The organism is Mongoliimonas terrestris, assembly GCF_001927285.1.
GTDB lineage: Bacteria > Pseudomonadota > Alphaproteobacteria > Rhizobiales > Pleomorphomonadaceae > Chthonobacter > Chthonobacter terrestris.
Window position 1 is genome coordinate 569,326 of sequence record NZ_MSIG01000001.1, and the last position, 21,201, is coordinate 590,526.

13 protein-coding genes are annotated in these 21,201 nt (G+C 72.9%); 10 read left to right on the forward strand and 3 right to left on the reverse strand.

The features are described from left to right. Nucleotides 1-24: 24 nt before the first annotated feature. Nucleotides 25-1,482 carry a methyl-accepting chemotaxis protein gene (locus BUQ68_RS23960; protein WP_075214309.1) on the reverse strand — a complete coding sequence of 486 codons (1,458 nt, stop codon included), beginning with the start codon at nucleotides 1,480-1,482 and terminating at the stop codon, nucleotides 25-27. Further along, the gene (locus BUQ68_RS02445) at nucleotides 1,479-1,790 is read right to left on the reverse strand and encodes a hypothetical protein (RefSeq protein ID WP_075214310.1); all 312 of its coding nucleotides are present in this window, start codon (nucleotides 1,788-1,790) and stop codon (nucleotides 1,479-1,481) included. The genes BUQ68_RS23960 and BUQ68_RS02445 overlap by 4 nt, the downstream gene beginning before the upstream one ends. Before the next feature lie 391 nt (nucleotides 1,791-2,181). Here BUQ68_RS02445 and BUQ68_RS02450 point away from each other — a divergent pair, with 391 nt between their 5' ends. Continuing rightward, the gene (locus tag BUQ68_RS02450) at nucleotides 2,182-3,540 is read left to right on the forward strand and encodes an esterase-like activity of phytase family protein (protein ID WP_075214375.1); all 1,359 of its coding nucleotides are present in this window, start codon (nucleotides 2,182-2,184) and stop codon (nucleotides 3,538-3,540) included. A gap of 135 nt (nucleotides 3,541-3,675) precedes the next feature. Here the strand turns inward: BUQ68_RS02450 and BUQ68_RS02455 are convergent, their stop codons facing one another. Next, nucleotides 3,676-4,770 carry an alkene reductase gene (locus BUQ68_RS02455; RefSeq protein WP_075214311.1) on the reverse strand — a complete coding sequence of 365 codons (1,095 nt, stop codon included), beginning with the start codon at nucleotides 4,768-4,770 and terminating at the stop codon, nucleotides 3,676-3,678. 291 nt (nucleotides 4,771-5,061) lie between these two features. On the opposite strand from BUQ68_RS02455, the gene BUQ68_RS02460 reads away from it, so the two are divergent. From BUQ68_RS02460 to trxA, 9 genes are all read left to right on the forward strand, one after another. After that, nucleotides 5,062-5,976 (forward strand): HpcH/HpaI aldolase/citrate lyase family protein, encoded by a 915-nt coding sequence (locus BUQ68_RS02460; protein ID WP_075214312.1) that lies wholly within the window; start codon nucleotides 5,062-5,064, stop codon nucleotides 5,974-5,976. Nucleotides 5,977-6,168: 192 nt separating this feature from the next. After that, entirely contained in the window at nucleotides 6,169-6,375 is a 207-nt protein-coding gene (locus BUQ68_RS02465; protein WP_075214313.1) for a DUF1737 domain-containing protein, read from the forward strand. A gap of 663 nt (nucleotides 6,376-7,038) precedes the next feature. Next, nucleotides 7,039-8,436 (forward strand): adenosylhomocysteinase, encoded by a 1,398-nt coding sequence (gene ahcY, locus BUQ68_RS02470; protein WP_075214314.1) that lies wholly within the window; start codon nucleotides 7,039-7,041, stop codon nucleotides 8,434-8,436. Between the two features lie 262 nt (nucleotides 8,437-8,698). After that, nucleotides 8,699-11,239: a sensor histidine kinase gene (locus BUQ68_RS02475; protein WP_075214315.1), complete on the forward strand. Its 2,541-nt coding sequence runs from the start codon at nucleotides 8,699-8,701 to the stop codon at nucleotides 11,237-11,239. Nucleotides 11,240-11,369: 130 nt separating this feature from the next. Beyond that, nucleotides 11,370-12,956: a tRNA (adenosine(37)-N6)-threonylcarbamoyltransferase complex ATPase subunit type 1 TsaE gene (gene tsaE, locus BUQ68_RS02480; protein ID WP_083656141.1), complete on the forward strand. Its 1,587-nt coding sequence runs from the start codon at nucleotides 11,370-11,372 to the stop codon at nucleotides 12,954-12,956. Nucleotides 12,957-12,999: 43 nt separating this feature from the next. Beyond that, nucleotides 13,000-13,776: a nucleotidyltransferase family protein gene (locus tag BUQ68_RS02485; protein WP_175577710.1), complete on the forward strand. Its 777-nt coding sequence runs from the start codon at nucleotides 13,000-13,002 to the stop codon at nucleotides 13,774-13,776. A gap of 8 nt (nucleotides 13,777-13,784) precedes the next feature. Further along, nucleotides 13,785-16,913: a double-strand break repair protein AddB gene (gene addB, locus BUQ68_RS02490; RefSeq protein ID WP_075214316.1), complete on the forward strand. Its 3,129-nt coding sequence runs from the start codon at nucleotides 13,785-13,787 to the stop codon at nucleotides 16,911-16,913. Beyond that, nucleotides 16,910-20,413 (forward strand): double-strand break repair helicase AddA, encoded by a 3,504-nt coding sequence (addA, locus tag BUQ68_RS02495; protein WP_210215571.1) that lies wholly within the window; start codon nucleotides 16,910-16,912, stop codon nucleotides 20,411-20,413. The genes addB and addA overlap by 4 nt, the downstream gene beginning before the upstream one ends. Nucleotides 20,414-20,594: 181 nt before the next feature. Next, entirely contained in the window at nucleotides 20,595-20,915 is a 321-nt protein-coding gene (gene trxA / locus BUQ68_RS02500; protein WP_075214317.1) for a thioredoxin TrxA, read from the forward strand. The last annotated feature ends 286 nt before the right edge of the window (nucleotides 20,916-21,201 follow it).

Genomic DNA, 21,201 nt, shown 5'->3' on the forward strand with positions numbered 1-21,201 from the left:
TCGGTCACGCCGCGTGATCTCCGGTCACGCCGCGATGGCGTCGAGGAAGCGGCGGATGCGGGTCTGCAGCGCCTCGGCGGCGGCACCCACGTCCCGGGCGACGGCGCCCACGTCGGCGGCGGAGGCGAGCGCCTCGCGAGAGGCCGCTGTGGACCGCTCCGTCTCGGCGACGACGCCGCGGGTGCCGGCGCTCGCCGTCTCCACGTCGGCGAGGATGGTGCGCGTGGTCGCGCGCTGCTCCTCCATGCCGGCGGCGATGACGCCGGTGGTGGACGCCACCTCGGTGATCCGGCCGGCGATGCCCTCGATGTCGGCGACCGCCTTGGCGGTGGATTCGGTGATGGCGGTGACGCGGGCGCCGATGTCCTCGGTCGCCTTGGTGGTCTGGTTGGCGAGGTTCTTCACCTCGGCGGCGACCACCGCGAAGCCCTTGCCCATCTCGCCGGCCCGGGCCGCCTCGATGGTGGCGTTGAGGGCGAGGAGGTTGGTCTGGGCGGCGATGTCCTGGATGATGGTCACCACCTCGCCGATGCGCTCCGCCTCCGCGGCGAGCGTCGCCACGTTGGTGGTGGTGGCGTCCACGCTCTTGCGCGCGTCCAGCACCACCGACTGGGTGCGGGCCATGTGGCCGGCCATCCGGTCGATGGCGACCGAGAGCGCGTCGCCCGCCTCCGCCACCGCCCGCACCGAGCGGGAGGCCTCGGCGGACCGGCTGGAGGCTCCGTCGGCGGCCCCGGCGGCCCCTGTGGCGATGCCGGTGAGGCGCCCGGCGGTGTCGCCGAGACGGGCCGAGTGCAGGCGCATGCCGTCGAGGAGCGCGGTGATCTCGCCGGAGAAGGCGGTGACGGCCGCCTGCAGTTCGCTCCGGCGGCGGCTGTCGGCGCCGGCGCTCTCCCTGACGGTGGCGACGGCCCGGCCGGCCTCGGCCTCGGCCGCTCGGGCCGCCTCCAGGGAGCCGGTCAGGCGGGCGAACATGCCGTCGACCATGACGGCGATCCAGACGAGCACGGCGGTCTGGGCGACGACGATGACCGCGTGGACGAGGACGCGGCCGAGATCGGACTGGCCGTCCGGGAAGACGGCGGCCGGCATGACGCCGTTGAGCACCAGGTGGTGGACGGCGGTGACGGCGGCGCTCGCCACGATGGCGCGCCAGTCGAACCAGCCGGCCACGATGGCCAGCATGGCGAAGAAGTACATGTGCATGTCGATCTGCCACGCGCTGCCCGACGCGGCGTAGACGAGGAGCGCCACGAGCGCGGTCGCCGCCATGGCGGTGGAGATGCGGGTGGAGACGCCGGTGGCGTCCGCCCACCAGGCGGCGGTGGCGCCGGCGGCGACGAGGGCGCCAAGGCCGGCCGCCACCAGCGGCGAGGCCGATCCGGCCATGGCGGCGACGGCGCCGATGATCGCCACGTTGACCCAGAGGAAGCCCACGAGGGCGGCGGCGAAGCGGCGGCGAAGGCTGTCGATATCGGTCATCGGAAGGTTCCAGGGAGAGAAGAGGAGCAACCCGGCCGAACCGGGCTGGCGGTCACCAGGACGGCGCCCGCCGCGTAGAGCCGGGTGGCGAAGCCGGGCCCGTCGCCCGCCGCGATCACCACCGGGCCGAAGCGCGTGCCGTCGAGGAGGACCCCGCCGGCGACCGCCACCACGCGCATGGCCTCCGCCGGCCCGCCGGCCGGCGCGACCATGACGAGGACCGGCGCGTCCGGGCGCGGCAGCAGGACCGGCACCGTCAGGGCCGCGGCCGCCAGGAGGCCGTTCGTCATGAGGAAAAAGGTGGACACGGGCAGGGAGGGCGCCTTCGCTTCGGTCGGCGCATCCTCGAACAGGAGATGTTAATTAATATAGAATGTCTGCATATATCCTCAGGTCGTATAAAACGAAACCTGCCAGCACGGGGTGTTGCTCCGTCGGCTGCGTCCGGCCCGTCCGCCCGGACCGGTGGGGCTCGAGGGAGGCCAACCTGCGGGGCCGCGCCGGCCCGGCTTCATCGCAGCGTCATCGATCCGCCAAGCGGCTGTGACCGGCTCGCGCTAGGCAAGGGGGCATGCGGACCCTGGCCGGATGCCGGGCGGTCCGCCCGACCGTCGCGTCCTCCCCGAACCGCTCGTCGGCGCCGCGCCCGCGGTCGCGTCGGGTCCGGGCGGCGCGACCGGAACACCGGAGGCGTTTCCCATGGCCCGCTCGCACCTCTTTGCTTCGCTCTCCTCGGCCACCCTGGTGGCCGCCACCGTCCTGGCCGCCACCCTGTCGGCTGCCGCCGCCGACATGAAGCCCGCCGTTCTCGCCGGCCACGCGGTGCTGCCGGCGAAGACCGCCGCCACGCCGCCGGCCGACGCGCCGGACGCGCTGAAGGTCTCCGGCAAGTTCACCACCCGCAACGACCCGGCCCGCATCACCGCGGCCCCGGCCGCCGACCAGCCGCTGCCGATGGACGGCCAGCCGGTGCAGGGCTTCTCCGGCATCCGGGCGCTCGGCGACGGCACCTATCTGGTGCTGACCGACAACGGCTTCGGCGCCAAGGCGAACTCCGAGGACGCCATGCTGATGGTGCACGTGGTGAAGCCGGACTTCGGCGCCGGCACCGTGGAGATCGTCAAGACCACCTTCCTCAGCGATCCGGACAAGAAGGTGCCGTTCGCCATCGCCATGGAGGGCACGGCGGAGCGCTACCTGACCGGCGCCGACTTCGACCTGGAGGGCGTCCAGCCGGTGGGCGACCTCCTCTTCATCGGCGAGGAGTTCGGCCCCTACGTGATCGCGGTGGAGCGCGAGACCGGCAAGGTTGTGTCGGTTCAGGAGACCAAGGTGGGCGACCTCCTGGTGCAGTCGCCGGACCACTACCGGGTGTCGACGCCCGCCGCCCCGGACGCCAAGGCGCCGGCCTTCAACCTGAAGCGCTCGAAGGGCTACGAGGGCTTCGCCGCCTCCGTGGACGGCACCAAGCTCTATCCGCTCTTGGAAGGCCCGCTGTTCGTGGACGGCGCCTACGAGACGGTGAACGGCGTCGAGGCGCTGCGCATCTTCGAATACGATGTGGCGACCCGTGCCTTCACCGGCGCCTGGTGGCACTATCCGCTGGAGGCCAACGGCAACGCCATCGGCGACTTCAACATGATCGACGCCACCCGCGGCATGGTCATCGAGCGCGACAACGGCGAGGGCGACGTGGAACTCGCCTGCAAGGACGGCGCGACCGAGGGCTGCCACAAGCAGCCGGCCCTCTTCAAGCGCGTCTACATGATCGACTTCTCGGGCGTGGAGTCGGGCGGCGCGGTGAAGAAGGTGGCCGGCATCGACCTGATGGCGATCGACGATCCGAACGGCCTCGCCCGCCAGGGCAACCGGGACGACAAGACCTTCCGCATGCCGTTCGTCACCATCGAGAACGTCGACAAGGTGGACGACACCCACATCATCGTGGCCAACGACAACAACTACCCCTTCTCCAAGGGCCGGTCGGTGTCGGCGGAGGACGACAACGAGTTCGTGCTCCTGGCGGTGCCGGAATTTCTCGCCGCCAAGGCGGAGTGAGGGCCGGCTCGACGGAACGGCGGGCCTCAGGCTTCCATGACGGGAAGGGAGTGCCCCCCTTCCGCGTCACCGAAAGCGACCGGCCGGGCGAAAGGCCCGGCCGGTCGTTTTTTTTAACCGCAGGCGACGGGCCGATCAGGCGGCGGCGGCGTCGAGGGTCGGATAGTCCGTGTAGCCTTCCGCCCCGCCGCCGTAGAAGGTGGCGCGGTCCGGCTCGGCGAGCGGCGCGTCGCGCTTCAGGCGCTCGACGAGGTCCGGGTTGGCGATGAAGGGGCGGCCGAAGGCCACCGCATCGACCGCGCCGGTCGCCACCGCCTCCAGGGCGAGGGCGCGGGTGTAGCTGTTGTTGCCCATCCAGGCGCCCTTGAAGACCGGCCGGAGCGCTCGCGGGTCCCAGCCGCCGAGGTCGCGCGGACCGCCGGTGGCGCCCTCCACCACGTGCAGGTAGGCGAGACCCCGTTCGGAGAGCGCCGCGACGAAGGGCGTGAACACGGCCTCCGGGTCGCTCTCGGCGATGTCGTTGGCGGGGCTCACCGGCGAGATGCGGATGCCCACGTGGTCCTTGTCCCAGGCGGCCACCACCGCGTCGACCACCTCCAGGGGGAAGCGCATGCGGTTCTCCACCGATCCGCCGTAGGCGTCGGTGCGAAGGTTGGTCTTGTCCTTGAGGAACTGGTCGAGCAGGTAGCCGTTCGCCGCGTGGATCTCCACCCCGTCGAAGCCGGCGTGCCGGGCGTTGCGGGTGGCGCGGGCATAGTCCTCCACGAGGCCGGGAAGTTCGGCGACGTCGAGCGCCCGCGGCGTCACGTGTGGCTTGAAGCCGGTCTCCGTGAAGGCCATGCCCTCCGGCTTCACGGCCGACGGGGCGACCGGCAGGGCGCCGTTCTCCTGAAGGTCCGGATGGGAGATGCGGCCCACATGCCAGAGCTGGATGACGATGCGGCCGCCGGCGGCGTGGACCGCGTCGGTGACCTTCCGCCAGCGCTCCACCTGCAGGTCGGTGAAGATGCCGGGCGTGTAGGCGTAGCCCTTGCCCTGGCGCGAGATCGGCGTCGCCTCGGTGATGATGAGGCCGGCCGAGGCGCGCTGGCGGTAGTATTCCACGTGGAGGTCGGTCACCGCGTCGTCCGCGTCGGCACGGCTGCGGGTGAGTGGCGCCATGACGATGCGGTTGGCGAGCGGGATCGCGCCGAGGCGGACGGGGCCGAAGAGATCGGGTGCGGTGGTCATGGAGGGATATTCCGGGAGGATCTGAGGGACAGGTCGGGCGTATGCCGGCCTTGTTCGGAAATTCGGAACTATCGTGCAAAAAATCAAGCCCGGCTGGTGGCGATGCGGTGCGCGGAAAGCGCAGATCCGCCGAATCCGGGCGCGATCGTCACAATCTATTGAACGGTCGCAGGTCGAAAGGGCCCGGCAGTGTCGCCGAAGGGCGAATTGGCCGCCGCAACGGGGCGCCGTTATGCTGCGTTGCGAAAGACGGGCGACAGACCCGCGACCGACACCACGAGGAGATCCCCCATGGCGACCGCGACAAGGGCCAAGGTGCGACCGCGCCGGAGCGTCCTCTACATGCCGGGCTCCAACGCCCGGGCGCTCGACAAGGCCCGCACGCTGCCCGCCGACAGCCTGATCCTGGACCTGGAGGACGCGGTGGCGCCCGACGCCAAGGACCAGGCCCGCGCCCAGGTGGGCGAGGCGGTGGCCGCCGGCGGCTACGGCGACCGGGAGGTGTTCATCCGCGTCAATGGCGCCGCCACGCCCTGGGGTCCGGCGGACCTCGACGCCGCCGCGGCCGCCCTGCCGGACGGGATCCTCATACCGAAGGTCGACGACCCGGCGGACCTTGCCGCTGCCGCCGCCGTGATGGACCGGGTGGACCCGGACCGCACGGTGGCGCTCTGGGCCATGATCGAGACGCCGCTCGGCATCCTCAACGCCCGCGAGATCGCCGCCTACGCCCGCGAACCGGGCAGCCGGCTCGCCGGCTTCGTGATGGGCACCAACGATCTCGCCAAGGAGACCGGCGCCCGCATCGTGCCCGGCCGCGGCCCCATGGTGCCGTGGCTGATGCAGGCGCTGGCGGCGGCGCGGGCCTACGGCATCGCCATCGTGGACGGGGTCTACAACGACCTCGACGACGCCCGCGGCTTCCTGGAGGAGTGCGTGGCCGCCCGCGACATGGGCTTCGACGGCAAGACGCTGATCCACCCCATGCAGATCGAGACCGCCAACCGCACCTTCACGCCGAGCGCCACCGAAGTGGCCTGGGCGCAGAAGGTGGTGGAGACCTTCGCCGTGCCGGAGAATGCCGACAAGGGTGCCGTGAAGGTGGACGGCCGTATGGTGGAGCGCCTGCACGCCGACATGGCGAGCCGCACCCTGGTGCTGATGGAGGCGATCGCCCGCCGCGAACTCACCGCCACGGCGAGCTGAGGGGCCGGGGAAGGGGCGGTGATGGGCCGGGTCGGGTTGCGGGGACGCGCCGGTGGGGACGCGGTCGGGTGATCCGCCGGCGTCGCGCTGGCGGGCTCTCGCGGGGTTGGCCGGCTTGAGATCTCCGGGGCGCTTGGGCAAGGTGCGGACGACATCCATCGCCCGAACGGCTCATCCTGGATCCCTTTGCCCATGAAACTCTACCGCTACATCACCGGCCCGGACGACAGCGCCTTCTGCCACCGGGTGACCGCCGCCCTCAACAAGGGCTGGCGTCTCGCCGGTCCGGCCACCCTGACCTACGATCCGGTCCAGGTCCGCGTGATCTGCGGCCAGCCGGTGGAGAAGGAGGTGGAAGGGGTGGAGTACACGCCGGAGACCAAGCTCTCGGACTGGTGAGGGGGCGGTGGGAGGGGCGGTAGTGGATCGCCGGTGGCCCGCGTCGGAGAAGGCGCATCCCGTCCACCCCAGGTCGTCACCCCGGCGAACGCCGGGGCCCAACCGCTTGGTGGATCATCCGCCCCGGTGCGGATCGCGGCGCTGTCGGCTGGATCCCGGCATGCGCCGGGATGACGGTTGGGGGAGGGCGACGGGTGAGGCGCCGGTCGGCCGCGCCGCCGGCAGTCGGACGGGTCGCGCCGCGGCCGAACGCATCCTCGGCCCTCGTCGCCGTCAACGCTTCCCTTGCCCCGAGCGTCACCCCGACCGTCACCCCGGCGAAGGCCGGGGCCCAACCGCTTGGTGGATCATCCGCCCCGGTGCGGTTCGCGGCGCCGTCGGCTGGATCCCGGCGTGCGCCGGGATGACGGTTGGGGGAGGGCGCGTGCCGGTCGGCCACGCTGCGGGCACTCGGACGCGCCCGGCGCGCTCAGGCGGCGTTCACCGTGATGCGGGAGGGATATAAAGGCATGTTTATATCCTGATTGCCTTCCGGCGCGGGCTCGCCTATAAGGGCGGCGAGGCGGGCAGCCGGATCGGGCCGTCCGCGACCCGTTTGTCGTCGACGCGGTCGTGCCGACCGCCGTCGACCGTGCCGCCAAATACCCAAAGGAGACCGCCGCCATGGCCGCCACCGACTACCTCGTCAAGGACATCGGGCTCGCCGACTGGGGCCGGACCGAGATCGAGATCGCCGAGACCGAGATGCCCGGCCTGATGGCCGTGCGCGAGGAGTATGCGGCGGCGCAGCCCCTGAAGGGCGCCCGCATCGCCGGCTCGCTGCACATGACCATCCAGACCGCCGTGCTGATCGAGACGCTCGCCGCGCTCGGCGCCGACATCCGCTGGGCCTCGTGCAACATCTTCTCCACCCAGGACCACGCGGCCGCGGCGATCGCCGCCAGCGGCATCCCGGTGTTCGCCTTCAAGGGCGAGACGCTGAAGGAATACTGGACCTTCACCGACCGCATCCTCGACTGGGGCAACGGCGAGACCGCCAACATGATCCTCGACGACGGCGGCGACGCGACGCTGCTCGTCATCCTCGGCTCCAAGGCGGAGACCGATCCCTCCGTGCTCGCCAACCCCGGCAACGAGGAGGAGGAGTGCCTGTTCGAGACCATCAAGGCGCGCCTTGCCAAGGACCCGACCTTCTACTCGCGGGCGAAGGCCACCATCCGCGGCGTCTCGGAAGAGACCACCACGGGCGTGATGCGCCTCTACCAGATGCAGGAGCGGGGCGAACTGCCCTTCCCGGCGATCAACGTCAACGACAGCGTCACCAAGTCGAAGTTCGACAACAAGTACGGCTGCCGTGAATCGCTGGTGGACGCCATCCGCCGCGGCACCGACGTGATGATGGCCGGCAAGGTGGCGGTCGTGTGCGGCTACGGCGATGTGGGCAAGGGCTCGGCCCAGTCGCTCGCCGGCTCCGGCGCCCGCGTGCTCGTCACCGAGATCGACCCGATCTGCGCCCTCCAGGCCGCCATGGACGGCTTCGAGGTGGTGACGCTGGAAGACGCGGCCCCTCGCGCGGACATCGTCGTGACGGCGACCGGCAACAAGGACGTGGTGACGATCGAGCACATGCGCCGGTTCAAGGACATGGCGATCGTCTGCAACATCGGCCACTTCGACAACGAGATCCAGGTCGCGGCGCTGAAGAACTACCGCTGGCGGAACGTCAAGCCGCAGGTGGATCTCGTCGAGTTCCCGGACGGCAAGCGCATGATCCTGCTCTCCGAGGGGCGCCTCGTGAACCTCGGCAACGCCACCGGCCACCCGAGCTTCGTGATGTCGGCGTCCTTCTCCAACCAGACGCTCGCCCAGATCGAGCTGTGGACCCGCAACGAGGCCTACGAGAAGAAGGTCTACGTGCTGCCCAAGCATCTCGACGAGAAGGTGGCGGCGCTGCATCTGGCCAAGCTCGGCGCCAAGCTGACCGAACTGACGCCGGACCAGGCCTCCTACATCGGCGTGCAGCCGACCGGCCCGTTCAAGGCGGCGCAGTATCGATATTAATATCCAGTGTCATAAATACAGATAACGACGTCCCGGACCCGGTCCGGGACGTTTTTCTTTGCCTGATCAATAGAACATAGGAAGAACCTTAAGGGTTGCCTTGGCAACCGTGCCACACTGGTACGAATAGCTCGCCCGCGTCTTCTTGTGCCTGTCGAAGTCCGGTATTTTCGGACCGAATCGTCGCGCTGTCCGAGGGCCATCGGAGCCGGCCGACGGCGTTGTGACAGACCTCGTTCAGAGCGGCGGAGAAGGACAGGACATGCCGGACATCGGCCGGAAACGGCGACGGATTCGCTCGGCTCCGCTTCACTTCTCCGCGTTCACCGGATCGTCGGCCTGGGCCTTTTCGGCCGCCCCGGCACTCGCCCAGGTGGTTCGTTTCCAGCCGGACGGAGTGCAGTTCGACACCATCCAGGTGGCCTGGTTCTCCGCCCTCGTCGGGGCCATCTGCTTTGCGGTGGTGAGCGCCGGCGCGCTGATCCGCGCGCGCGCCCGCGCCGAGCAGGACCGAGCGGAGCTCCTCGTCCAGACCGCCGACCTGAAGCTCGCCGCCGACCGGGCCGAGGCGGTGCTGAACGCCGACGACCAGCGGGTGGTGATCTTCCCGGCCGGGTCCGAGCCGCCGGTGGTGATGGGCTCGCTGCCGGACGGCGCCGGGGCGCCGCGCGGCAAGACGGCCTTCCTCGCCTTCGGCCAGTGGCTCGACGCGCCCTCCAGCCAGCGGCTCGCCGAACGGCTTGACGCCCTGCGCCTGCGCGGCGAGCCCTTCTCCGACATCCTGCGCACCGCCTCCGGCACCCACCTGGAGGCGACCGGGCGGGTCGCCGGCGCGCGCGCCTTCGCGCGCTTCCGCAACCTCACACGGGAGCGGCTGCAGTATGTGGAGCTCTCCGAGCGCACCGAGCGCCAGCGCCGGGAGGTGGACACGCTGCACACCCTCCTGGAGGCACTGCCCATGCCGGTCTGGACCCGCGACCGGGACGGCCGTCTGAGCTGGGTCAACCAGGCCTATGCGGCGGCGCTGGAGGTGGCGAGCCCGCGTCTGGCGGTGGACGGCGGCCACGAGCTTCTGGACGGCGCCGGCCGCCAGGCGGTGGCGGCGAGCCGCGCGGCGGGCGACGTCTTCCGCCAGCGCCTGTCGGTGGTGACCGCCGGCGCCCGCCGGGTCTACGACGTGGTGGACGCGGTGAGCCCGGAAGGCAGCGCCGGCATCGCCACGGACGTGAGCGAGCTGGAAAAGCTGCAGGTCGAGCTGAAGCGCACCCGCGACGGCAACGACAGCACGCTCGACCAGCTGGCCACCGCCGTCGCCATCTTCGGCCCGGACCGACGGCTCAGCTTCTACAACGCCGCCTACCGGTCGCTGTTCGGGCTCGACAGCAACTTCCTCGACGCCAAGCCGGAGGACGGCGCGGTGCTCGACCAGCTGCGGGCGCTGCGCAAGCTGCCCGAGCAGGCCGACTACCGCACCTGGCGCCGCGAGATCCTGGCCTCCTATCAGGCCATGGAGGCCAAGGAGGGCTGGTGGCACCTGCCGGGCGGCCAGACCCTCCGGGTGGTCGCCAACCCGCACCCGCAGGGCGGCGTCACCTACGTCTACGAGAACGTCACCGAGCGGCTGGAGCTGGAGAGCCGCTACAACGCGCTGATCCGCGTCCAGGGCGAGACCCTCGACCATCTCTCCGAGGGCGTCGCGGTGTTCGGCTCCGACGGCCGCCTGCGGCTCTGGAACCCCGCCTTCGCGGGACTCTGGCGGCTCGACGACGCGGCGCTCGCCGGCCGGCCGCACGTCAACGACGTGGTCGGCCGCTGCCGCCTCCTCCACGACGACGACGCCGTGTGGGAGCGCATCCGCACGGCGATCGCGGGCCTTGCCGACACCCGCATGCGGCTCTCCGGCCGGCTGGAGCGGCGCGACGGCGGGGTGATCGACTTCACCACCGTGCCGCTGCCCGACGGGGCGACGCTCGTCACCTTCGTCAACGTCACTGACACGGTGAACGTGGAGCGGGCGCTCGTGGAAAAGAACGAGGCGCTGGAGGAAGCCGACAAGATCAAGAACACCTTCATCCAGCACGTGTCCTACGAGCTGCGCTCGCCGCTCACCACCATCATCGGCTTCGCCCAGCTGCTCGGCGACGGCAACGCCGGCCCGCTGAACCCCAAGCAGCTGGAATACACCGGCTATATCCAGGGGTCGTCGTCGGCGCTGCTGGCCATCATCAACGACATTCTGGACCTTGCCACCGTCGACGCGGGCGTGATGGAGCTCGAGCTTGCGGACGTGGACATCCAGGCGACCGTGGCGGCCGCCGCCACGGGCCTCCGCGACCGGCTGACCGAGGCGCACATCGACTTGAGGCTCGACGTGCCGGAGACGATCGGCCACTTCGTGGCGGACGAGAAGCGGATCCGGCAGATCCTCTACAACCTCCTCTCCAACGCGGTCGCCTTCTCCGACGACGGCGGCGTGGTGGAGGTGGTCTGCCGGCGCGAGGACCACACCATCCTGTTCACCGTGCGCGACCGCGGCCGCGGCATTCCGGAGGACTATCTGGACGCGGTGTTCGCCCGCTTCGAGAGCCGGCCCGCCGGGGCCCGTCGCCGCGGCGCCGGCCTCGGCCTCTCCATCGTCAAGAGCTTCGTGGAGCTGCACGGCGGCCTCGTGGACATCACCTCGAACGAGGGGGAGGGCACCACGGTGACCTGCCGCCTGCCGGACGCGCCCGGCGCGCGGCTGACCCGCGTCAAGGAGGCGGGCGAGGACGCGAGCGCGGAGCCGGCCCTGCCGGCGGAGTAGGCGGCATCCGGCGCTGCCGGCGGAGTAGGCGGCATCCGGCCCTGCCGGCGGACTTGAGACGATCCCGGCGCTGCCGGCGGACTGAGGATGAGCCGGCTCTGCCGGCTGTGGGACCTGAAGGACAGCCGCCATGACGGGCGACGACAGCGCACCCGGCGGCCCGACCGTCGAGGCGGGCCTTGCGGGCGAGACGATCCGGCTCTCCGCCGAGACGATCCGGCTCGCCGACGAGGCGGACACGCGGGCGCTCGCGGAGGATCTCGCCGCCGTGGTGCGGCCGGGCGACGTGATCGCGCTCTCCGGCGACCTCGGCATGGGCAAGAGCGCCTTCGCGCGCTTCCTCATCCGGGCGCTTGCCGGCGACGACGCCCTGGAGGTGCCGAGCCCGACCTTCACCCTCGCCCAAACCTATGCGCTGTCGCGCCTGACCGTGGCGCACTTCGACCTCTACCGGCTCGGCGATCCGGGCGAACTTTCCGAGATCGGCTTCGACGCGGCGACCCGGGAGGCCGTGGTGCTGGTGGAGTGGCCCGAACGGGCGGTGGACGCGCTGCCGCCCGACACCCTGGTGGTGGCGATCCGCCCGGGCGACGGGCCGACCGTCCGGCAGGTGACGCTTGCCGGCGACAAGGCCGCCTGGGGCGACCGGCTGGACCGCACCCGGGCCATCCGCCGGCTGCTCGTTCAGGCGGGGCTCGGCCCCGCGCGCCGCCGCCACCTGCAGGGCGACGCCTCCAATCGGGCCTACGAGCGGGCGACCGCGGCCGGGGAAAGCGCCGTGGTGATGAACTGGCCGCCGCCGCCGCCGGGGCCCGTGATCGCCGACGGGCTGACGTACGCGGCGCTCGCCCACATCCAGACCCGGGCCACCGCCGTCGTCGCCGTCAACGAGACCCTCAGGGCGAAGGGTTTCCGGGCCGCCGCCGTGCGGGCCGCCGACCTCGACCGGGGCCTCCTGGTGCTGGAGGACCTCGGCGCCGAGCCGGTCGTCGCGGACGGCCGGCCGATCGGGGCGCGCTACATCGCGGCGGCGGAGACGCTGGCCGACATCGCCGGGGAGGACTGGCCGACGACGGTGGCGCTGGCCGACGGCAGAGCGCACACCGTGCCGCCCTATGACGCCCGCGCGCTCCTGACGGAAGTGACGCTCTTCCTCGACTGGTACCTGCCCTATGCCTTCGACCGGACCGCCGGCGCGGGCGAGCGCGCCGACTTCCTCGGCGTCTGGGGCGCGGCGATCGGCCGGCTCGGGCGCGCCGAGACCACCTGGACGCTCCGTGATTTCCATTCGCCCAACCTGATCTGGCAGCCGCAGGGCGCGGGCCGGACCCGGCTCGGCCTCGTCGACGTGCAGGACACGGTGATCGGTCCCGCCGCCTACGACGTGGCGTCGCTGGCGACCGACGCGCGGGTGGACGTGCCGGCGGACCTGAAGGCGGCCCTCCTCGATGCCTACGCGGCACGGCGGCAGGCGCAGCCGGCGCGGCCCGGCCGCCCGGCCTTCGACCGGGTGGCCTTCGAGGAGGCGTTCGCGCTGTCCGCCGCCCAGCGCAACGCCAAGATCCTCGGCGGCTTTGCCCGCAGCGCCCGGCGCGACGGCAAGACGACCTATCTGGCCCACCTGCCGCGGGTGAAGGCGGCGCTGGCCGAAGCCCTGTCGCACCCGGTTCTCGGACCCGTCCGGCTCTGGTATGAACGCGGAACCATCCTGTCGTGACCCGCGCGTTCCGAACGCCCTTCCTCCTGGCCGACCCGCCCCGATGACCGAACTGCCCCGCTCCATGTCCGCCGCCCGCCCCTCGCCGGACCGTCCGCCCGTCGCCGTGCCGAAGACCGCGATGGTGCTGGCGGCCGGCCGCGGCAAGCGCATGCGCCCCATCACGGCGACGACGCCGAAGCCGCTGGTGGAGGTGAACGGCCGCTCGCTGATCGACCACGCGCTCGACCGCCTGGCGGCGGCGGGGGTGGAGAAGGCGGTCGTCAACGTGCACTATCTGGCCGACCTGATCGAGGTGCACGTGACCAAGCGGACCGCCCCGAAGGTGGTGGTCTCCGACGAGCGCAAGCGGCTGATGGACACCGGCGGCGGCGTCGTGCAGGCGCTGGCGCATCTGGGCACCGCGCCCTTCTACCACCTCAACTCCGACAGCCTGTGGATCGAGGGCACCCGGCCCAACCTGGAGGTTCTGGCCGAGCGCTGGAACCCGGCCATCATGGACGGCATCCTGATGCTCGCCTCCACGGTGACGAGCGTCGGCTACGACGGCGCCGGCGACTTCCGCATGGACCGCACCGGCCGGATCAGCCGGCGGGAGGAGCGCACGGTGGCGCCCTTCGTCTACGCGGGCGTCGCCATCCTCGACCCGCGCCTGTTCGCCGGCCTGCCGGCGGAGCCCTTCAGCCTCAACCGGGTGTTCGACGCCGCCATCGCCGAAGGGCGCCTCTACGGCATGCGGATGGACGGCACCTGGCTGCACGTGGGCACGCCGGAGGCGATCGGCGAGGCGGAGGCCTCCATCGCGCTGTCGGCGGCCTGAGAGCGCCGATGGTCGGGCTCCCGCCGCGCGTCTTCACCATCCCGCCCGCGGCGCCCTTCCTGCCGACCCTGGTGAACGCCCTCCTCGACGGCGCGCTGATCCCCGGCCGCCGCTTCCGGGACGACCCGCTGGCGCTCGCCGACGTGACGCTCTACCTGCCGACCCGCCGGGCGGCGCGCGCGCTTTCGGCCGCCGTGCTCGAGGCCTTCGGCGGCAAGGCGGCCCTGATGCCGCGGATCCGCCCGCTCGGCGACGTGGACGACGATCTGGTGGAGCGGCTCGCCGACCCGTCCGACCTCGGCCTGCCGCCGGACCTGTCCGACGCCGAACGGGTGCTGGGGCTCGCCCGGCTGGTGCGCGACTGGCGCCGCCACGTGGCGCCGGACCGCCACCTGACGCCTGCCGGCCAGCCGCTCCGGGTGCCCCATTCCACGGCGGACGCGGTCAATCTCTCCCGCGATCTTCTGGCGCTCCTCGACCAGGCGACGGCGGAGAGCGTGGACTGGTCGGCCCTCTCCGGCCTGGTGCCGGACGACTACGCGGCCTGGTGGCAGCTGACGCTGACGTTCCTCTCCATCGCCACCGCGTCCTGGCCGGCGCATCTAGCCGAACGGGGCCGGATCGACCCGGTGGAGCGGCGGGTGCGGGTGACCCATGCGATCGCCGAGCGGCTGGAGCGCGAGAGCGCACGCGGCCCGGTGGTGGTGGCCGGCTCCACCGGCTCCATGCCGGCGACCGCCCGGCTGATCGCCGCCATCGCCCGCCAGCCTGAGGGCGCCGTGGTGCTGCCCGGCCTCGACCTCGATCTCGACGCGGAGACCTTCCGCAGCCTACAGCCGGGCGAGGGCGGCGTCGCCGGGGTGGCGAGCCACCCGCAGGGCGCCATGGCGCGGCTCATCGCCACCATGGGCATCGACCGCGACGCGGTGCGGCCGCTCGGGGTGGTGACGGACGCGGCGGCGCGGCGGTTCCGCCTGGTGTCGGAGGCCATGCGGCCGGCCGAGACCACCGACCGCTGGCCGGCCTTCACCGCCGCGCTCGCGCCCGACGGCCTCGACGCGGCGCTCCATGGCATGGCCCTGGTGGTGGCCGCCAACGAGGCCGAGGAGGCGCTCGCCGTGGCGCTGGCGCTCCGCGAAACGCTGGAGACGGAGGGCGCCACCGCCGCCCTGGTGACGCCGGACCGGACGCTCGCCCGCCGGGTCTGCGCGGAGTTGGCCCGCTTCGGCGTGACGGTGGAGGACAGCGCCGGCACGCCCCTGGAGCGCACCCCGACCGGCATCCTGATCGACCTCGTGGCCGAGACCGCCGTCGACGGCTGCCGGCCGGAGAGCGTGGTGGCGCTCCTCTCCCACCCGCTCGCCACCTTCGGCTTCGACCGGGCGCGCGCCCAGGCGGCGGCGCGGGCGCTCGAAGTGGCGGTGCTGCGCGGGCCGCGGCTGAAGCCCGGCAGCGCGGCGCTGCTGGCGGCGGCGGACGTGCTCGCCCGGCCGAACCGCAAGGGCCACGGCGTGCACCCGGCGGTGACGGCGCTCTCCGCCGACCGGCTCGTCGACGCCCGCCTCCTCGCCCGCCGGCTGCACGCGGCGCTGGAGCCGTTCGAGGCGGCGATCGGGCAGGGGAGTGCCGACCTCAGGACCTGGATCGAGCACCACGTGGCGGCCATCCGGGCCGTCTCCACCGATGCCGCCGGCGTCGACGACCACGTGTTCGACGGCCCGGCCGGCGAGGTCGCGGCGCGCCTGATGACGAGCTATCTCGACGCGGACGCGGAGCCGCTGGACGTGCCGGCGGACCAGTATCCGGCCGTGTTCCGGGCCCTGAAACGCGGCGCGGTGGTGCGCCGGCCGACCGGCGGGCACGCGCGCGTCTTCATCTGGGGGCCGCTGGAGGCGCGGCTGATGCGGGTCGACCGGCTGGTGGTGGGCGGCCTCAACGAGGGCGTCTGGCCGCTCGTCACCGACACCGGGCCGTGGCTGTCGCGGCCGATGCGGGCGGGGCTCGCCTTCGCGCCGCCCGAACAGCGGATCGGCCTTTCCGCCCACGACTTCGCCCAGGCGGTCGGCCACCAGGACGTGGTGCTGACCCGCTCGGAAAAGCGCGACGGGGCGCCGACGGTGGCGACGCGCTTCCTGCAGCGCCTCACCGCGCTCGCCGGCGCCGCGCGGACCGCGGCGCTCTCCGCCAACGGCGCGCGCTTCCTCGATTGGGCGCGGCGCCTGGACGACCGGCCGGCGGAGCCGCGCGCCGAGCGGCCCGAGCCGGCGCCGCCGCTCGAAGCCCGGCCGAAGCGCCTCTCCGTCACCGAGATCGAGACCTGGATCCGCGATCCCTACGCCATCTACGCCCGGCGGGTGCTGACGCTGGAGGCGCTGCCGGCGCTCGGCGAGCGGCCCGACTTCGGCAGCCGCGGCCAGGCGGTGCACGCGGCACTCGCCGCCTTCGCCAAGGGCTGGACCGGGCCGTTCGACGAGAGCGCCGTCGCCGCCCTCATCGAGGAGGGGCGGATCGTGTTCAAGGAGCTGGAGGCCTATCCTGAGGTGCACGCCCTCTGGTGGCCGCGCTTCAAGGCGGCGGCCCGCTATGTGGTGACGGCCTTCGAGGCGGCGCGCGGCCCGGTGGAGCGGGTGCCGGAGGTGGCCGGCAGCCTCGTGGTGGTGCCCGGGCCGGACGGCTTCACCCTCACCGGCCGCGCCGACCGCATCGACATCCGGCCGGACGGACGGCTCTCCATCGTGGACTTCAAGACCGGCACCGCCCCCTCCGACCGGCAGATCGCCACCTTGAAGACGCCGCAGCTGCCGCTGGAGGCCCTGATGGCGCTTCACGGCGGCTTCGCGCTCGTCAAGCCGGCGGCGGCCGACGAGCTTGTCCACGTGGTGCTCCGCGGCATCGAGGGGCGCGACGAGATCCGCGTCTTCAAGGGCTATGCGGGCCGCGACCTCGTCCGCGACCTCGCCGAGGTGGTGGCGGCGGCCGGCACGGCGCTCGACCGGCTCGTCCACGCCTACCGGGATCCGGCGCGCGGCTACCGGTCGAAGGCGCATCCGTTCCGCCAGGGCGACCAGGGGCCGTACGACCATCTGGCGCGGGTCGCCGAATGGTCGGTCGCCGAAGAGGGGGAGGGCGCGCCGTGATCGACGTGCCGTCCGAGACGCGCCACCGCCAGCGGCTCGCCACCGACCCGGGCGCCTCCGTGTTCGTGTCGGCCAACGCCGGCTCGGGGAAGACCTACGTGCTCTCCCGCCGGGTGATCCGCCTGCTGCTTGCCGGCGTCGATCCGGGCCGCATCCTCTGCCTCACCTTCACCAAGGCAGCGGCGGCCGAGATGGCCAACCGGGTGTTCGACGTGCTCGGCCGCTGGGCGGTGCTCCCCGACGCAGCCCTTGTCGCCGAGATCGCCGACCTGGAAGGCACGCCGCCGCGGCCGGACCAGATCGCCGCCGCCCGCCGGCTGTTCGCCCGCGCGCTGGAGACGCCGGGTGGCCTCAAGGTGCAGACCATCCACGCCTTCTGCGAGGCGCTTCTGCAGCGCTTCTCGCTGGAGGCCAACCTCTCCGGCCGCTTCGAGGTGCTGGACGACCGGGGCGCCGCCCTCCTTCTCGCCGAGGCCAAGGCGGAGACCGTGCGGCTCGCCGCGCTGGAAGCGGACGGCCCCCTCGGCACCGCGCTTGCCACGCTGCTGGCGCTCGCCACCGACGCCCAGGTGGACGCGGCGCTGAAGGCGGCCGTGCGCGAGCGCGAGGCCTTCGCCGCCTGGATCGCCGCCAACGGCACAATCGACGCGGCGATCGACGGGCTCGCGGGGGCCCTCGGCGCGCCGCCGGGCGCAACCCTTCAGAGCCTCGACGCCGCGGTGCTCGCCGCGCCCGACTTCGACGGGCCCTTCCTCAGTCGCCTCATCCCGGTGCTCGACGGCGCCGGCACCAAGGCCGGCGAGATGGCGGACAGCCTTCGCGCCGCGCTCGCCGCCACCGACCCGGCCGAGAAGCGGGCGCTTTGGGCGCACGTCTTCCTCACCGCCGACCGGGTGCCGAAGCCGCGCAAGGACAGCGCCATCGTCAAGGCCGTGGAGGAGGCGCTGCCTGGCACCAAGGCGCGCTTTGCCGCCGAGGCCGACCGCCTTTCGGCCCTCAACACCGCCCGCGCCGCCGTGGAGACCGCCGCCCGCACGGCGGCCCTCGCCCGCGTCGCCGACCGGGCGATCGGCCTCTTCGAGGCCATGAAGGCGCGCGACGGCATGCTCGACTACGACGACCTGATCGCCCGCACGGCGGCGCTCCTGTCGCGGGCGGACGCGGCCGCCTGGGTGCAGTACAAGCTCGACCAGGGTCTCGACCACGTGCTCGTCGACGAGGCGCAGGACACCAGCCCGCGCCAGTGGCAGATCGTGGAGGCGCTGACGGCGGAGTTCTTCGCCGGCGCCGGCGCAAGGGGCCGCACCCGCCGCACGGTGTTCGCGGTCGGCGACGAGAAGCAGTCCATCTACTCCTTCCAGGGCGCCGCGCCGCGGCTCTTCGGCGAATCGCGCGCCCGCCTGAAGAGCCTCGCCACGGCGGCCGAGGCGCCCTTCCACGACTTGAAGCTCGACCTCTCCTTCCGCTCCACCCCGGATGTGGTGAAGGCGGTGGACGCGGTGTTCGCCGCCCCGACCGCCCACCGGGGGCTGGCGACCGAGCTCGCCCCTCCGGCCCACGAGACCGTGCGCCGCGCCGACCCGGGCCTCGTGGAGGTCTGGCCGGAGGCGGTGGCGGAGAAGAGCCCGGAGCCGGAGAACTGGGAGGACCCGGTCGACGCCACCGGCCCCGGCAGCCCGGACGTGGTGCTGGCCAACCGCATCGCCGACACGGTGGCGGGCTGGATCCGCACCGGCGAGCGCCTGGCGGCAAACGGCCGGCGCATCCGCGCCGAGGACGTGCTGATCCTGGTGCGCAAGCGCGGCCCCTTCGTGGAGGCGGTCAACCGCGCCCTGAAGCAGCGCGGCGTGCCGATCGCCGGCGCCGACCGGCTGGACGTGGTGAACCACATCGTCGCCCGCGACCTGATCGCCGCCGCCCGGGTCGGCCTCGTGCCGGAGGACGACCTGTCGCTCGCGGCCGTCGCGAAATCGCCCCTCGTGGGCCTTTCCGAGGATGACCTCTTCCGCCTCGCCCACGGCCGGCCCGGCAGCCTGATCGACGCGGTGGAGACGGCGGCCGCGGCCGGTGACGGGGCCGCCGCCCGCCTTCTTGCCGCCGTCGCGGCCTGGCGCCGGCGCGCCGACGCCATCGATCCGTTCGCCTTCTTCGCCGCACTCGCCGGCCCGGACGGCGCCCGCGCCCGCTTCCGCGCCCGCTTCGGCCACGAGGCCGACGAGGTGATCGACGAACTGCTCCGCCTCGCGCTCGCCTTCGAGGCGCGCGAGACGCCGACCCTCCAGGGTTTTCTCTGCCGCATCGAGGACACCGACGAGGACGTGAAGCGCGAGGTGGTGGAGGGCCGCGACGAGGTGCGGGTGATGACCGTGCACGGCGCCAAGGGGCTGGAGGCGCCGGTGGTCTTCCTGGTGGACCCCGGCTCCGCGCCGGTCTCCGGCCAGCACGATCCGGCGGTGGTGCGCGCCGGCACGGCGGTCGGCGCGCCGCTCGTCTGGGTGGCGCCCGGCGTGCGGCCGGCCCCGGTGGAGGCGGCGCTCGCCGGCTTCCGCCAGTCCCAGGAGGAGGAATACCGCCGGCTCCTCTACGTGGGCCTCACCCGCGCCCGCGACCGGCTGATCGTCGCCGGCATCGCCCGCGCGGGCAAGCCGGACGGGCGCTGGCACACGCTGGTGCGCGAGGCCCTCGCCCCGGCGGCCGAGACGGTGACCGACGCGGACGGGCGCATCACCGCCTGGCGCTGGCGGCTCGACGCCGACCGGCCGGCCCGCCCGCCGGTGGAGACCGCCGCCGCGCCCGCCATGACGGACCCGCTGCCGGCCTTCCTCGCCCGCCGCCCGGCGGCGCAGGCCGCCCCGGTCGTCCTCACGCCGTCGGCGGCGGGGGCGGGCGTGGAAACGGCGCCGGTGCGCGCCGCCCGGGTGGACGCGTTCGAGCGGGTGCGCCGGCCGCGCGCCCCGGCGGCCGAGCGCGGCCGGATCGTGCACCGGCTGCTGGAGGTGCTGCCGGACCTCGACCCGGCGGACCGGCGCGCCAAGGCGGAGGCCTTCCTCGCCCGCGAGGCGACGGCCTTTCCCGAAGAGGCGCGCGACGCCATCCTGGCGGCGGTCCTCGCTGTCCTCGACGACCCGGCCTTCGGCGCCGTGTTCGGCCCGGGCGGGCGGGCGGAGGTCGGCCTGCTCGGCGGCTTTTCCGCCCCGGACGGGCGCACCATCGCGGTGAGCGGCCAGGTGGACCGGCTGGTGGTGGGCCAGGATGCCATCCAGATCGTCGACTACAAGACCAACCGGGTGGTGCCCGACGCCGTGCCGGACGCCCATGTGGCCCAGCTCGCGCTCTACCGCCGGGTGCTCGCCGACCTCCACCCGGACCGGCCTGTCACCGCCGCCATCCTGTGGACCGAGGCGCCGCGGCTCGACCCGGTGCCGCCGGACGCGCTCGACGCCATGCTCACGCGGCTGATCACCGAGACGGGAACGGCGCGCGACGCGGGCCGTTCTTGACGCTCCCGGCCGGGCCTCCTACGTTCGGCCCGACCGAGGACCGTCGGACCGCGCGAGACCCGCGCGCCGGAGCGGCCTTTCCGCCAACCGCGTTCCGGCGCGTCGGCGGGGGCATCGCGCCGGACGACCCATGCGGGAGCTGATCCCGCGACGGACAACACCCTCGAGCCGAGGTGCGCGTATGGCTACCAAGAAAGTGACGGACCAGACCTTCGACGCCGACGTGCTCGGCAGCGACGAGCCGGTGGTGGTGGATTTCTGGGCCGAATGGTGCGGCCCCTGCCGGATGATCGCCCCGGCGCTCGACGAGATCGCCACCGAGCTCGACGGCAAGGTGACCATCGCCAAGCTGAACATCGACGAGAACGCCAACACGGCGATCAAGTACGGCGTGCGGTCGATCCCGACACTCATCGTCTTCAAGAACGGCCAGCCGGCCGCCATGAAGGTCGGCGCCGCCCCGAAGGGCGACCTCGCCAACTGGATCAAGGCCGCGCTCTGACGCGTGCTCCGGCTCGGGCGACAGGCCCGGCCGGCCAGCTGGTTTCAGGGGCGAAAGCCCCGGTGCGGAGATGACGGAAGGGCGCCCGGTTTTGGCCGGGCGCCCTTTTCGCGTCGGGTGATGCGCTTCCGACGAAGGGGGCCGTGCGGAACACCGCGCCCGGGTTTCTTCGAAGCCCGCCGCCGCGCACCGGCCGCACGCCCGGGAGCGGAGACACGGCGAGCGCCGCGTCGGCCGTTCCCCAACCCCTTGTTCCTGCTTGTCTTCCCACATTCGTGTCGTTTTC